Genomic DNA, 14289 nt, shown 5'->3' with positions numbered 1-14289 from the left:
AAAAAAGAAATGCGCTGCACCCTCCCCCGCAAGGGGGAGGGAATGGCGATCCTGCGGTGAACTAAGCCGCCTTCTGCCCTGCATCGAGCCCGGCATAAACACCACTCTCGAAGCCCGCAAAAGCTTCCAGTGCCTTGGCGTCGGCGAAGGGCAACAACTGCATCAGGATCACGCCGGCGACGTTGCGCGCCGGGTCGATCCAGAAATAGCTGTTGGCAAGACCGGCCCAGGCAAGGCTGCCGGCGCTGCGGCCTTCCGGCGTCTTGGCGGTGTTGATCAGGAACGACAGCCCCCACTTCTTGACGATGTCGGGATAGAGGTCGACATCGTTGGTGTAGACAGGCGCCACCGTGACCATCTTGCCCATGGTGAGATCGCCGATGTGATTCTCGCTCATCAGCGCGACCGTCTCGGGCTTCAAGATCTGGTTGCCGTTGCCGCGGCCCTTGTTGAGGATCATCTGGGTGAAAGTGATGTAGTCGGCCGCCGTGCCGTAAAGGCCGCCGCCGCCCATGTGGAATTCCGGCGCCTGTTCGAGCTCGAACGGGATTGGCGCCAGCGATCCGTCCTCGCCGCGCGCATGCATGCCGACCAGCCGCTGGCGCTGGGAGTCCGTAATCTTGAAACCGATGTCGTTCATGCCAAGTGGCGCGAATATATTGTCACGCAGGTAAGCATCGAGCCGCTTGCCGCTGACCGCTTCGATCGCCTTGCCGACGAAATCGATGTTGGTGCCGTATTCCCAGCGCGTGCCGGGGTCGGACGTGAGCGGCGTCTTCAGCGCGGCGTTCAGGCAGGAGATGATGCCGGGCGTGCCGGTCTTCTCCATGTATTTCCCCATGTCGGCGTTCCACATGTCGTAGGCGAAACCGGCGGTGTGCGTCATCAGATGCCGCAGCGTGATCGGCTTCGTGGCGGGACGCAGTTTCGGCTCGCCGCTGGCGTCAAAACCTTCCAGCACCTGCGGGGAGGCCAAATCAGGCAAGAGCTTGCCGATCGGCTCGTCCAGCGAGAGCTTGCCTTGTTCGACAAGCTGCATGCCGGCGGCGGTCGTGATCGCCTTGGTCATGGAGGCGATCCAGAACACGCTGTCGGCAGTCATGGCGTCGTCCTTGCCGAGGTCGCGCTTGCCGAATGCGCCTTGATAAATCACCTCGCTGCCGGTCGCCGCCATCGCGACCACACCGGGAATCTCCTTGGCCTCGCATTTCTGACGCAGAATCTGATCGATCTGGGCTTTGCTTTGCATGGGTCACCTCCCGCTTTGATTTTTATGGAGTGGAACGATCTTCCTCCCGGCCGCACGATCCGGCAAGCGGCCGCGGACGGCCGCCGCCGATGTCGCGATCTCGTGATGGGCAAGGAGGGTGGGCAGCGGTGGCGCGGTATGGGCGACGCCAAACTGCAACACCTCGCCACAATCCGCGGTGGACGATCTCCCCCGTCGGTGACCGGCTTAACCATCCACGATATCGTGATTTCGCCATGATTCCCGTCGCCGATTTTTTGCAGTAAAGCGTTCAGATTCCAGCACAAACGTTGCTCATCGGCTGGACCAATTGACCAAAATTGTCTCATTTCTGCCTGTCGCGAAGGTGCGCAATGATTTCGACCTGGAGTGAATGGAAGCGCTATCCCCGTGCCGGACGGGGCGAGAACATCGAGGCGCCGATCACCCCCGGCATTTACGAAGTGCGCTACGCCGGCACCGGTGCGCTGCACTCCTTCGAGGCGGTCGAGAACGTAGCGCAAGCGCTGGCGCAGCTTTCGGTCGGGTCCAAATCCTGGTTCGGCCGCCGTGACGCTGCGAAATTGCCCGATCTCGAATACCGCACCTGCGCGACCTCCTCGAAGGCCGATGCCAAGGCCGCCGCGCAACGCATGATCGGCCGCCGCGAAACCTATATGAGCGGCGCGGCGTAAGGGGGGCGCCGTCATTCCGGGATGGTGCGTTAGCACCAGACCTCAGGTGTGCAATTGCACACCGGGGAATCTCGAGCTTCCGGGTTCGATGCTTCGCATCGCCTCGGAATGACGAGCGTCCTCAAAATAGCTTGAAGCAGACCTGCGTCTGTCGCCGGTGCATTGCTGACGATACGGGCCTATACTCGGACCAATACCCCAAGAAAATCCGAGGAGTACGCCATGAACCCGCCCGTCGCCGCTCGCGCTTCAGCCTCCACCCCCTCGCTGCACGATCGCCTGAAAGATCCCTCGCTGCTGCGCGACCGCTGCTACATCGACGGCGCCTGGGTCGGCACGCCGTCGCGCCCGGTCACCAATCCGGTCAATGGCGTGGAGCTCGCAAAAGTGCCGGCCATGAGCACCGCCGAAGCCACGCAAGCCGTCGAAGCCGCCGAGCGCGCGTTCCCGGCCTGGGCCAAGCTGACGGCAAAACATCGCTCCAACATTTTGCGAAAGTGGTTCGATCTGATCATCGCCAACCGCGAGGACCTGGCCCTGATCCTCACCTCCGAGCAGGGCAAGCCGCTGGCGGAAGCGCTCGGCGAGGTCGATATCGGCGGCGCCTATGTCGAATTCTTCGCCGAGGAAGCCCGCCGCGTCTATGGCGAAACCATACCGACCCAGCGGCCGGATGCGCGCCTGCTCGCGATCAAGCAGCCGATCGGCGTCTGCGGGGCCATCACGCCGTGGAATTTTCCGTGCTCGATGATCACGCGGAAAGTCTCGCCGGCACTCGCCGCGGGATGCACCGTCGTGCTCAAGCCGGCCAATGAAACGCCGCTGACCGCGCTGGCGCTGGTCGCGCTCGCCGAAAAGGCCGGCGTGCCGAAAGGCGTGTTCAACATCCTCACCGGCAATTCGTCGGCGATCGGAAAAGTGCTGTGCGAACATCCCGCCGTGCGCTTCATAGGCTTCACCGGCTCGACCGAGGTCGGAAAAATCCTCTATCAGCAGGCTTCAGTGGGCGTGAAGAAGCTCGGGCTCGAACTCGGCGGCAACGCGCCATTCGTCGTGTTCGACGACGCCGATATCGATGCCGCGGTCGAGGGCGCCATCATTTCGAAGTACCGCAACATGGGCCAGACCTGCGTCTGCGCCAACCGCCTCTACGCCCAGGACAAGATCTACGACCAGTTCGTCGAAAAGCTTTCGAAGAAGGTCGCGGCGATGAAGATCGGCGACGGCACGGAAGCGGGCGTGGTGCAGGGGCCGCTGATCAATATGGCTGCGGTCGACAAGGTCGAGAAGCACATTGCGGACGCGGTCAAGGGTGGCGCGAAAATCATCACCGGCGGCAAGCGCCATGCGCTCGGCGGCAGCTTCTTCGAGCCCACGGTGCTTTCGAATGTGAAAGCGGACGCGCTGGTCGCGCATGAAGAGACCTTCGGCCCCTTGGCGCCGGTGTTCCGCTTCAAGGACGAGGCCGAAGTGATCGCGATGTGCAACAACTCGCCGTTCGGGCTGGCGTCGTACTTCTACGCGCGTGATCTCGGTCGCGTCTGGCGCGTCGCCGAAGCGCTGGAAGCCGGCATGGTCGGCGTCAACACTGGCCTCATCACGACGGAAGTAGCGCCCTTCGGCGGAGTGAAGGAGTCAGGCCTCGGCCGCGAAGGCTCCCATCACGGCATGGAGGAATATGTCGAGATCAAATACGTGATGATGGCTGGGGTGTAGCAGTCTCGCTAACGCCGCAGCACCGCGATCGTGCGATTGGCGAAGGAAAGCCGCTCCGCCATCACGGACACAAAGTAAGTCAGGAGCTTTTGGCTCAACTCGGGGACGTCGGTCTTGATCGCCTCGAACTGATGCGTATTCAGCACGTAGAGCACGCTGGCCACCTCGGCCTGGATCGTCGCGCTGCGCGGCGCGTGCGAGACGAGGCCCATCTCGCCGATCGTGGTGTAGCGGCCGAGGCTGCGGACGCGTGTGGTGCGGCCGTCATCGGCCGGCACCATGATGCCGACACGTCCGTCGAGGATGAAATGCATGGAATCGGCGGTATCGCCGGCGCGTACGATGATCTCCGCGGCATCGACTTCGATGCGGTGGCAGCGGCGGATCAGTTCGTCGGCGTCGCCCTCGCTGTCGAGGATCTGGGTGAACCAGTCGCGCAGGTTGGCCGCTTCCTGCGCGAGCCCCTGATGCTGCATGATGATCTCGTTCTCACACCATTCCAGCGCATGGTCGAGTTCGCCGATCATGGTCACGCCATCGGTGACGAAGTCGCTCGAGCGCAGCACCTTCTCGGCGGTGGCGGACAGATGCACCAACACCAGATGGACGCCGAGATCGTGCGCGCTGCGCTTGATCTGGGCAAAACTGTACGCTGCCGACGAATCGATGCCGGTGACGAGTTTGAAGTTGAACAGCAGATAACGGCACTCCGGCTGCTCCTGCAGCAGCGCCTTGACATGCTGATAGAGCCGGTCGGCGGAGCCGAAGAACAGATAGCTCTGCAGGTTCAGCCCCCGGATTTTGCCGCCATGGGCCAGCAACACCCTCTGGTCGTTGCGCGAGCGGTCCAGCGAACTGCGATACTCCGATCCGTCAAAGCTGAACTTGATCGCCTCGATCCGCGCCGCGCTGAGCGCAAAGGTCGCGCAGCCGAAGATGATCCCGATCAGAATGCCCGGCACGAAGCCCCACTGGACGATGATGACGATGATCACCAGCAGCGACGCGTATTCAGTCTTGGTCAGGCGCTTGCGCGACTCGATAATCCATTTGTGCAGTTGGTCCGCGCCCAGATAGAGCAGGAGCCCGCCCAGCACGAATTTCGGCATGTAGCCGAGCAACTCGGGCGCAATCGCCAGCATTAGCAGCGAGACGGCCGCGGCCGTCAGGCCGGACAGCCGGCCCCTGCCACCGCTGCTGAAATTCAGGATGGTGCGGCTTACCGAGATGCAGCCGGCATAGCCGGCCAGCGCCCCGGCCAGGATATTGGCAAAGCCGGTGACGTTGAGTTCGCGTTCCAGATTGGCTTCGCGATGCGCCGCGATCTCGATGCCGGTGGTGTTGAACAGCGTGCTGGCCGCCGCAACGAAGACCACTGCAATCAGATTGCCGAGCAGGTCCGGTACCGCGGTCCAGGGATATTGGGCAAGCGCGTCCGGGTGCCAAGGCAGCATGAACGCCGACGGCGGCGGAGGCCCGAAGGTCCAGCCGGTCGCGCGGGCCTGTTCCGGCGAGATGCCGATGATCCAGAAGGCCAGATGCGCCACGATCACGCCGCCGATCAGGATGATCGGCAGGCCGAACGGGCCGCGCGAACGGTGCCAGGTCAAATACAGCACCAGCGCCATCGCGCAGGCTGCGGCCAGTTCCGATATTGTGACGATATTGGTGAACCGAGGTAGCGAGCTGAATTGCACCGGATGATCGGTGATCACGCGGATCGCACCCAACACGATCAGCAGCCCGGTCGCGCCCAGGAAGCCGCCGACGACGGGATAGGGCACGTAGCGGATGGCGCGGCCCATCCGGGTCAGGCCGAGGCCGCACAGCACCATGCCGGTGACGATGGTCGAGAGGCCGAGCGTGACCAGGACAGGCGTGAGCAGCGGCGCCGACGGATCGGTTGCGATGATGCGCTCGACCAGCGATGCGGCCAGAATTCCAGTCACTGCCGCAGTGGAGCTGTCGGGGCCGGCGACTGCAAATGGCAGTGAGCTGCCAAGCGCGATGATGGTCGCAATCACGGCAGTACTGATGAAGGTTGCCGCGATGCCGTAGGACAAATACGGCGACAGCGGCCCCGTGAAGATCAGCAACGCATAGGACAGGCCGAATGTAATGCTGAGGACGCTCGCCGCGCTCCCACCAACAATATCATTGATGGCCCGCTTTGCCCGCGAGCCGAAATAAGTTGATCGACTAATCACGCGAAAAAATAGCCCCAAAATTCAGCGCGTTAGTCGTAGACGAGGCCGGCGTGGGACGACAACAACAATTTTATGACAACCGGGCTCTTAAAGGAAGCACATGGCTGCGCGGCCGTCAGTCGGTCCCCCCGTCGCCGCCGAACGCGCCACGGCGGCCGACGCCGGAGGCAAACCGTGTCGCGCCCGACAGCGTTTCGCCCGAGGCGATCACCTCCAACCCGCCGCGCATTTCATTGGCGATGGCTTCCTCCTCGGAAAGGTCCCATTGCCGCAGCGCCGACAGCCGATCGGCGCGCAGACACTTTTGCGGAAAGCGCGCGATTTCCCGCGCCAGCGCGATCGCCTGCGCGACGGCCTCGCCGCGGCCGACGACGCGATTGGCGAGCCCCATCCGCAGCGCCTCCTGCGCGCCGACCGGGCGGCCGGTGAGGATCAGGTCGATCGCCTGCGAATGCCCGATCAGCCGCGGCAGGCGGATGGTGCCGAGATCGATCAAGGGTACACCAAAACGGCGGCAGAAGATGCCGAAGGTCGCGTCGTCTGCGACCACGCGCATATCCGCCCACAGTGCCAGTTCCATCCCGCCGGCCACCGCAAAACCTTCGACCGCGGCGATCACCGGCTTTGATAGCCGCAGCCGGCTCGGCCCCATCGGCGCGATCGAATCGTGGCCGCCGAGCTCCCGCTTCTTGTTAGGATCGCCCGCCGCCACCGCCTTGAGGTCGGCGCCCGCGCAGAAATAACCACCGGTGCCGGTGAACACGGCGACGGACGCGCTCTCGTCGGCATCGAAGGCGAGGAAGGCGTCGTAGAGCTTCCGCGCGGTTGCGCCATCGACGGCGTTGCGGCAATGCGGGCGGTTGATGGAAACGATGGTCACGGGACCATCGCGTTCGACGAGCACGCTATCGGCTTCGGTCATGTCTGCGCTCCCGCGTTAGGTTGAAGTAGGTCCCACAGGTTGCCATAGAGATCCCTAAAGACGGCAACCGTGCCGTAGCTCTCTGCCTTTGGTTCTCGGACAAAGATGACGCCCCTGGCCTTGTAGGCGTGATAGTCGCGCCAGAAATCATCGGTGTAGAGAAACAGGAATACACGGCCTCCGGTTTGATTTCCAATGCGGGACGCCTGTTCGTCGTCGACGGCCCGCGCGAGCAGCAAGCGTGACCCGATTGAACCCCGCGGCGCCACGATGACCCAGCGTTTGGCTTGTGCGGGAATCGCCGTGTCTTCGATCAGAGTAAATCCAAGTACATCGACATAGAAATGAATTGCCTCATCGTAATCTCGCACCACGAGAGCTACTTGGCCAATTGTCTGTCCCGCTCCACCAACGGGCGGATCGTTTGCTTCAGCCATATTCATCCTCAACCGCGCGGAGGATCGCTTCCAGGGTTCGGATCGCTTGGTGCCTAGGCGACCTCCAGCTCACTCCCCGTCACCCGACGGTACGCTTCGAGATACCGCTTGCTCGTCGCATCCACCACGCTGTCGGGCAGCGGCGGGGGTGGGGCGTCACCGTTCCAGCGGCCGGCGCGGCGCTCGGCGTCGAGATAGTCGCGCAGCGGCTGCTTGTCGAAGGAGGGCTGCGGCCGGCCGGGCTTGTAGACGTCGGCGGCCCAGAACCGCGAACTGTCAGGCGTCATCACCTCGTCGATCAGGATGATGCGGTTGTCCGCCGCGCGGCCGAACTCGAACTTGGTGTCGGCGATGATGATGCCCTGATGGCGGGCAATCCGTTCGCCGAAATTATAGACGGTGCGGGCCATGCTCTCGAGTTTTTCGGCGACGTCGGCGCCCAAAATCTCACGCACGCGCGCGACCGTGATGTTCTCGTCATGGCCGGTCTCGGCCTTGGTGGCCGGGCTGAAGATCGGCGCGTCGAGCTTCTCGCTTTCGACGAGACCATCCTTCAACTCCTCGCCGGCGAGCGTGCCGGATGCGGCGTACTCCTTCCAGGCCGAGCCCGAGATGTAGCCGCGGATCACGCATTCGACCGGGAACACGGTGGTGCGCCGGCACAGCATTGCGCGCCCGAGAATGTCAGCGCGGTGATTTTTCAGCTCGGGTACCTGACGGATAATCTCGTCGGCATCGGCGCTGATCATGTGATGCGGCACCACGCCTTCGAGCTGCCGGAACCACCACGCGCTGATCTGGGTCAGCACCGCACCCTTCATCGGAATGGTCTCGGCCATCACCACGTCGAACGCGCTGATGCGGTCGGTGGTGAGCAGCAGCACGCGGTCATCGCCGACGGCATAGATATCGCGCACCTTGCCGCGGCCGATCCGTGGCAGGGGCAAGTCGCTGGCGAGCATCGCGTTCATTCGATCGGGCTTTCGAAACGGCACGCCTGCGCAAGCGTGCAAATGAGAAAGCGGAGCAATAGCCTACTCCGGCAGCGGAATGAACTCATGTTCTTGCGGAACAGCTGCAAACCGGCCGGTTTTCCAGTCCTGTTTGGCCTGCTCGATCCGCTCCTTGCTGGAGGAGACGAAATTCCACCAGATGTGCCGCGGCCCCTCCAGTGCGTCGCCGCCCAGAAACATCATCCGCACAGGCCTCACGGCCTTCACGGTGATGCGGTCGCCCGGCCGGAAGATCAGGAGGCGGGGACCCTCATAGCGCTCGCCCGCAATCTCGACCTCGCCGTCGACCAGATAGATCGCGCGCTCTTCATGGTCGGGGTCGAGCGGGACGCTGGTCCCGGCCTGCGCCGTCACTTCGCCATAGAACCAGGGCGATACCATGCTGACCGGCGATTTCACGCCAAAGCCGTGGCCTGCGATGATGCGCGCCGTAAAGCCGCTCTCTTTCACGGTCGGCAGCGCCTCGGCGGCGTAATGCTGAAACGACGGCGCGATCTCTTCCGATCCCGCCGGCAGCGCGATCCAGCTTTGCAGGCCCAGCATCTTCTGGCCGTCACGGCGCTGCACGTCGGGCGTGCGTTCGGAATGCGCGATGCCGCGCCCTGCTGTCATCAGGTTCATCGCGCCGGGCTGGATCTCCTGTATGTTGCCCTCGCTGTCGCGGTGCATGATCGAGCCGTCGAACAGATAGGTGACGGTGGCAAGGCCAATATGCGGATGCGGGCGCACGTCCATGCCCTTGCCGGCGATGAACTGAACGGGACCGAAATGATCGAAGAAGATGAACGGCCCGACCATCTGCCGCTTGCCATGCGGCAGCGCGCGGCGCACCGCAAATCCATCGCCGAGATCGCGGGTGCGCGGCACGATGATGAGCTCGAGCGCGTCGCAGGTCTTGGGATCGCCGAGCACGGGATCGTTGGAGGGTTGCCAGCTCATGGGAGGGCTCCTTGATGTTTTGCGCGAGTATAACAGGAAATGCCCGATTGGGTTCAAATGCCTCCACACGTCGTCCCTGCCTAGTGCGCAATTGCGCACTAGGCAGGGACGACATAGGAGAATGACCCCATGATCCCTCCGCTCAAGCCCGGCGCGAAGCTCCTGAAGGTCGATGGCCCGGTCATCGAGACCGCGCGCCTGATCCTGCGGCCATGGCGCAGTGACGACATTGCGGTGAATACGGCGATGCTGTCCGATCCCGGCACCGCGCGCTACATCACGCCCGACGGTATCGCGATTACCACTGAGATCGGCGGCTGGCGCAACGCCGCCGTGATATCGGGGCACTGGGCGCTGCACGGCTTCGGTATGTTCGCCGTCGAGGAGAAATCGAGCCGCCGATATATCGGCCGCGTCGGGCCGTGGTGCCCGCCGGGATGGCCGGGCTTCGAGGTGGGATGGGGCATCGACCGCGCATACCGCGGCAAGGGTTACGCCGTGGAGGCGGCGCGGGCGTCGATCGACTGGGTGTTCGCGAGCTTTGAGATCGGCGAGATCATCTATTGCATCGAAGCCAGCAACGAACCGTCCAAGAGCGTCGCGCGGCGACTGGGCGCGCGGAGGGATGGCGAAGTCGATCTATTCGGCAAGTCCAATGAGCGCTGGGTAACTTCACGTGCGACCTGGAAGGGCTGAGGTAATTTGAACCAGGCGACGATTCACATTATAGCGTTTTCGAGCGAAGTGGGTACCGGTTCGCGTGAAGAAAACGCGTCAAAACAGGAATCTAGAGCTTCGGTTCTGATTCAATCAGAACCGATAATGCTCTAGTTTCATCGTGCGCGGATGACCGCGCGGACGGACCCGACCGGATGATGCTTCCGACCATCGACATCGCCTTGCGCGGCGCCACCGTGGCGCTGCTGCTGGTGCTGGCGGCGTCGCTGTTTCGAGGTTTTGGAACGGCGCTTGCCGGACGGCTGGCCGCCGCCTTCGCCTTGGGGTCGGCGGCGCATGCCGTGAGCTATTCGATTGGCGCGACATCGCCGGCGCCGATCGCGCATGCGCCCGTGCTCGCGCTGTCGACCGGCAATGTCGTGGTGTTCTGGCTGTTTACGCGTGCGCTGTTCGATGAAACGTTCAGGCTGCGTTGGTGGCATGCGCTGGTCTGGGCGGCGGTCGCAGCTTTCAGTTTCGTCAATTGCATTTGGATAGCGCCGGCATCCGGCGCGCGGTTGTCCATCATCGCGATCAATCTGATCGCACTGGGCTTCATCGCGTTGGCCGTTACGCAGACCGTCGCCTCCTGGCCGTCGGATCTGGTCGAACGCCGCCGGAGCGTCCGCGTCTTTATCGTCAGCGCTGCGGCGCTCTATGGCGGGCTGAATGCGGTGCTGCAAATCGCCATGTCCGGCAGCGGCGGCGCTGAAATCGCCAACACGGTGAATTTAGCCGTTCTGGCGGCTGTGGTGTCCGCGATCTGCTATGCGATGATGCGCGTCGATGGTGCCGACCTGTTTCCGGCGGCGCCTGAGGTTCAGGCCGAGGCAAGCGAAGCGGCTGTGGTCGAATCCGGCGCCGATCAAAAGCTGATCGACGCGCTGATGCGACTGATGGGCGACGAGCGCATCTACCGCCACGACAACGTCACCATCGGCACGCTGGCGACCAAGCTCGGGACACCCGAGTACAGATTGCGGCGGCTGATCAACCAGCGGCTCGGCTACCGCAATTTCAATGTGTTCCTCAACGAGCACCGGATCGCGGAAGCCAAGGCGGCGCTCGCCGATCCGAGTCAGGCTGAAGTCCCAGTGATCACGATCGCGATGGATGCCGGCTTCCAGTCGCTTGGGCCCTTCAACCGCGCCTTCAAGGCTATCACGGGCGTCACGCCGACTGAATATCGCCGGCTCAAGGCGACCGCGGCCTAATCTTCATCCCATTGTTACTGTGACAGAATTTCGGAATCGGCGAGGCGCGTTGAGCTTTCGGCCAGCGCGAATTCCAAATCCGGCGAGCAAGCGGCGGCCGCATCGCCATCCTTCCCGGCAACGCGCTGATGCGTCATGCCGGAGGCCAATGTGACCAGACGAAATCTCATCCTCATCCTCGCCGGCACCACCGCGCTGAGCGCGCTTGCACTAACAGCCGCCCGCGCCCGCGACGTGCCAAAAGTCGCGACCGGCTTCGTCGCCAACGTGGTCTGCACCGAGACCTTCGTCTCCGGCCTCGATCCCGCGCGTGTGTTCGCCGAGACCATGTCGGCCATGCCCGGCACCGGGCTGATCGCCTGGGCGCTCGACTATCGCGTCGACCGCGCGCGCAAGGACGTCACGGTGACGCTGTTCGGCCTGGGCCGGAGCCACGCCGTCTATCGTGGCGAGGGCCTCGGCTGCTATCTCGATCACGGTGGCACAGTCGCCGATATCTCGGTGCCGGCGCCCGAAGCAAAGGCGGCGCTACTGCCTGACATCGCCGGTCCATCCATCGTCGCGCCGCAAACGCCGCAACTGACTACCGCGCTCGACCGCGCCTTTGCCGAGCCGGACAAATCGACGCCGCGCAACACGCGGGCGATCGTGGTCATGAAGGATGGGCGCGTCGTTGCCGAGCGTTATGCCGACGGCATCGGCATCGATACGCCACTGCTCGGATTCTCCGCGACCAAATCGGTCATCTCGGCGCTCGCCGGCATCCTCGTGCGCAAGGGCGCGCTGCGGCTGCATGAGCCCGTGTCGATCGCGGCGTGGCAAGGCCCTGGCGACGCCAGGCGCGCCATCACGCTCGATCATTTGATCCGTCACACCGCAGGGCTCGGGCTCGGCAGTTCGCTGCAGGCGTCGCTGGCATCCGCGCTCGAGCCGGTCAATCGGATGAAATTCATGGAGCCCGACATGGCCGCCTATGCGAAGAGCATGCCGTTGGAGTCAGTGCCAGGCGCAGCGTGGAACTATCACGACGGCAATACCGTCATCCTCGCGCATCTGATCCGCCAGGCCACCGGCGGCCGCGCGGTCGACATGATGCGCTTCGCGCGGCAGGAATTGTTCGACCCGCTCGGCATGCGCAACGTGACGCTCGAATTCGACGCGGCGGGGAATGCGGAAGCGTCGAGCCAGTTGCTGGCCAGCGCGCGCGACTGGGCGCGTTTCGGCCAGCTCTATCTCAATGATGGCACGGCCGGCGGAAAACGCATCCTCCCCGAAGGCTGGGTGAAATATTCGGCGACGCCGACGCCGAACGCCTGGGTCGGGCAGGGCGCGGGATTCTGGACCAATCTCGGCGATAGCTTTGGTGCCAGCTACCGCACCGAACACGGCTGGCCGCGCGATGCATTCTTCGCCAAGGGCACGATCGGGCAGTACGTCATCATCGTGCCCTCCGAGCGGCTTGTGATCGTCCGGCTCGGCCGCTCGCCGAACTGGCCGCCGGAGGCCGACGGCGTGTTCGAGCTGGTGCGCGATGTGGTTGCGGCGATGGGAAGCAAGGGGAAGCTGGCGGGCGGCAATTGACCCGCACGCCTGCTGAGATGCGTAGCCCGGATGGAGCGAAGCGAAATCCGGGGGCGGTATGTCAGCGGATGGTCTGATCCCGGATTGCGCTGCGCTCCATCCGGGCTACGTGCTGAGTGCTACTGCCTTCCCAACTGCGTGGCCTTCTCGACGCGATCGAATCGCTCCAGCGACAGGATCGCGTCGGCGAGCTGGTCGGCGCGACCGTTCAGCACGGGGCGGGCGAGCGTGAGGAATTTTTGCTGCATCGCCTGCGCGTCCGGAAACGAGTTCGGCTCGCCGGAGGGATCGGCATAGAGCCGCTCATGCACGCCGTCATCGGTGGTGATGGAAACGCGGGCGCCGAATGGATGGGTGCGGCCGACCTCGAGGCGGTCGTCCTGCACCACATCGAACTTGTCGGCGAGCGCATTGACCGCGGCATCGCCGAGCCGGTCGTAATCGTCCCAGCCGAAGCTGCCCTGATCGAGCGCCAGCGCGCCGGTGAAGAACATCGAAAACTGCCCGCCGACGATCGACGTCGGATGCCGCTTGGTGGCGGCGTCGCCGGTCAGCGTGATGCCGTTACGATGGAGACCGATCTCGACGCGCTTGATCTGGTCGGGCGTCAGATTGTGCTCCCGGCGCATCGCGATCAGCGCATCCAGCGCCGCATGGGTGTAGCGGCAGCTTGGATACGGCTTCACGCCAATCTTCAGCGTCTCATAGGTCTTGCCGAGGCCGGCGACAGCCTTGTCGGGATGCGCGTCGTCGCTGTAGCCGACCAGAAGGCCATGCTTGCCCTCGACCGATTCGCTCGAACCGACAAAGTCGTTGCGCGCCAGCGTGGCGGCGATGACGCCGTTCATCGCGGCGGCGCCGACCTGGTAGCGTTTGTTCCAGGCGCCGTTGACCAGAAACTGCAGCGAGCCCGCGGCCTGGCTGCCGGACACGCCGAAGGCCGATATGATCTGGTCCTTCGACAGGCCGAACAATTTGCCCGCGGCCGCCGCCGCGCCATAGGTTCCCGCCGTCGCGGTCGGATGAAAGCCGCGCGCATAATGCGAGGTGGGATCGAGCGCGTTGCCGAGCCGGCAGCACACTTCATAGCCGGCCACGATCGCGGTCAGGACGTCGCGCCCCGATGCGCCGACCATTTCGCCGACCGCGAACGCCGCCGGCACCACGGGCGCGCTCGGATGCAGCGAGGAGTCGGCATGGGTGTCATCGAAATCAAGCGAATGGCCGAGCGCGCCGTTAAGGAGAGCGGCGACCGCGGGCGTCCAGGTTTTGCTGTCGCCGAACACGGTGGACTCGCCCTTGCCGTCGAGCGCCAGCGCCTCGAGCATCCCAAGCAGCGATGCCGTGGACTCCGCATCGCGCCGCGCCCGGATCGTGCTGCCGAGGAAATCCAGCGTCAGCACCTTGGCGCGCTCCAGCACCTCCGGCGGGATATCCGCAAATTTCAGGTCGGCGACATAGGCTGCGAGCGTTGCGGTTTCGTTGGCCATCGTGTTTCCTCGTTTTGCGGCGCAGGGTAGGCGGGCTGATTTTGGCTTTCAAGCCGCCTTCCGGCCGCGGGCATCAGCCATGCTCGGCGTCGTCTAGCACAGGCGCGGTCTACAGATTCCGGAATGCGGC

General features: G+C 64.0%; 12 protein-coding genes. 5 read left to right on the top strand and 7 right to left on the bottom strand.

Features of this window, described 5'->3' with window-relative positions:
- Positions 1-61: 61 nt before the first annotated feature.
- Positions 62-1249 carry a serine hydrolase domain-containing protein gene (locus C7G61_RS03555; protein ID WP_108512635.1) on the bottom strand — a complete coding sequence of 396 codons (1188 nt, stop codon included), beginning with the start codon at positions 1247-1249 and terminating at the stop codon, positions 62-64.
- Positions 1250-1602: 353 nt separating this feature from the next.
- Here C7G61_RS03555 and C7G61_RS03550 point away from each other — a divergent pair, with 353 nt between their 5' ends.
- Together C7G61_RS03550 and C7G61_RS03545 are read left to right on the top strand one after the other, a co-directional pair.
- Positions 1603-1923 (top strand): hypothetical protein, encoded by a 321-nt coding sequence (locus tag C7G61_RS03550; protein ID WP_108512634.1) that lies wholly within the window; start codon positions 1603-1605, stop codon positions 1921-1923.
- A 222-nt stretch (positions 1924-2145) separates the two neighbouring features.
- The gene (locus C7G61_RS03545; protein ID WP_108512633.1) at positions 2146-3639 is read left to right on the top strand and encodes an NAD-dependent succinate-semialdehyde dehydrogenase; all 1494 of its coding nucleotides are present in this window, start codon (positions 2146-2148) and stop codon (positions 3637-3639) included.
- An 8-nt stretch (positions 3640-3647) separates the two neighbouring features.
- On the opposite strand, the gene C7G61_RS03540 is transcribed toward C7G61_RS03545, so the two are convergent.
- The 5 genes from C7G61_RS03540 to C7G61_RS03520 form a co-directional block, all read right to left on the bottom strand.
- A complete protein-coding gene (locus C7G61_RS03540; RefSeq protein WP_244608112.1) occupies positions 3648-5846 on the bottom strand; it encodes an SLC26A/SulP transporter family protein in 2199 nt (732 codons plus the stop codon).
- A gap of 115 nt (positions 5847-5961) precedes the next feature.
- Positions 5962-6768, bottom strand: coding sequence for a crotonase/enoyl-CoA hydratase family protein (locus tag C7G61_RS03535; RefSeq protein ID WP_108512631.1), 807 nt, complete (start codon positions 6766-6768; stop codon positions 5962-5964).
- A complete protein-coding gene (locus C7G61_RS03530; protein WP_108512842.1) occupies positions 6765-7205 on the bottom strand; it encodes a VOC family protein in 441 nt (146 codons plus the stop codon). Before C7G61_RS03530 ends, C7G61_RS03535 begins: the two co-directional genes overlap by 4 nt.
- A 53-nt stretch (positions 7206-7258) precedes the next feature.
- Positions 7259-8176, bottom strand: coding sequence for a phosphoribosylaminoimidazolesuccinocarboxamide synthase (locus tag C7G61_RS03525; RefSeq protein WP_108512630.1), 918 nt, complete (start codon positions 8174-8176; stop codon positions 7259-7261).
- Between the two features lie 63 nt (positions 8177-8239).
- Positions 8240-9157: a pirin family protein gene (locus C7G61_RS03520; RefSeq protein WP_108512629.1), complete on the bottom strand. Its 918-nt coding sequence runs from the start codon at positions 9155-9157 to the stop codon at positions 8240-8242.
- 129 nt (positions 9158-9286) lie between these two features.
- Here C7G61_RS03520 and C7G61_RS03515 point away from each other — a divergent pair, with 129 nt between their 5' ends.
- From C7G61_RS03515 to C7G61_RS03505, 3 genes are all read left to right on the top strand, one after another.
- A complete protein-coding gene (locus C7G61_RS03515) occupies positions 9287-9853 on the top strand; it encodes a GNAT family N-acetyltransferase (RefSeq protein WP_108512628.1) in 567 nt (188 codons plus the stop codon).
- A gap of 176 nt (positions 9854-10029) precedes the next feature.
- Positions 10030-11088 carry an AraC family transcriptional regulator gene (locus C7G61_RS03510; RefSeq protein ID WP_108512627.1) on the top strand — a complete coding sequence of 353 codons (1059 nt, stop codon included), beginning with the start codon at positions 10030-10032 and terminating at the stop codon, positions 11086-11088.
- A gap of 150 nt (positions 11089-11238) precedes the next feature.
- Entirely contained in the window at positions 11239-12669 is a 1431-nt protein-coding gene (locus C7G61_RS03505) for a serine hydrolase domain-containing protein (RefSeq protein WP_108512841.1), read from the top strand.
- Positions 12670-12788: 119 nt separating this feature from the next.
- Here C7G61_RS03505 and C7G61_RS03500 read toward each other — a convergent pair whose 3' ends face one another.
- A complete protein-coding gene (locus C7G61_RS03500; protein WP_108512626.1) occupies positions 12789-14159 on the bottom strand; it encodes an MmgE/PrpD family protein in 1371 nt (456 codons plus the stop codon).
- Between the last annotated feature and the right edge of the window lie 130 nt (positions 14160-14289).

This window comes from Bradyrhizobium algeriense (assembly GCF_003062295.1).
Lineage (GTDB): Bacteria > Pseudomonadota > Alphaproteobacteria > Rhizobiales > Xanthobacteraceae > Bradyrhizobium > Bradyrhizobium algeriense.
This window is presented reverse-complemented; position numbering and strand designations above follow the sequence as displayed.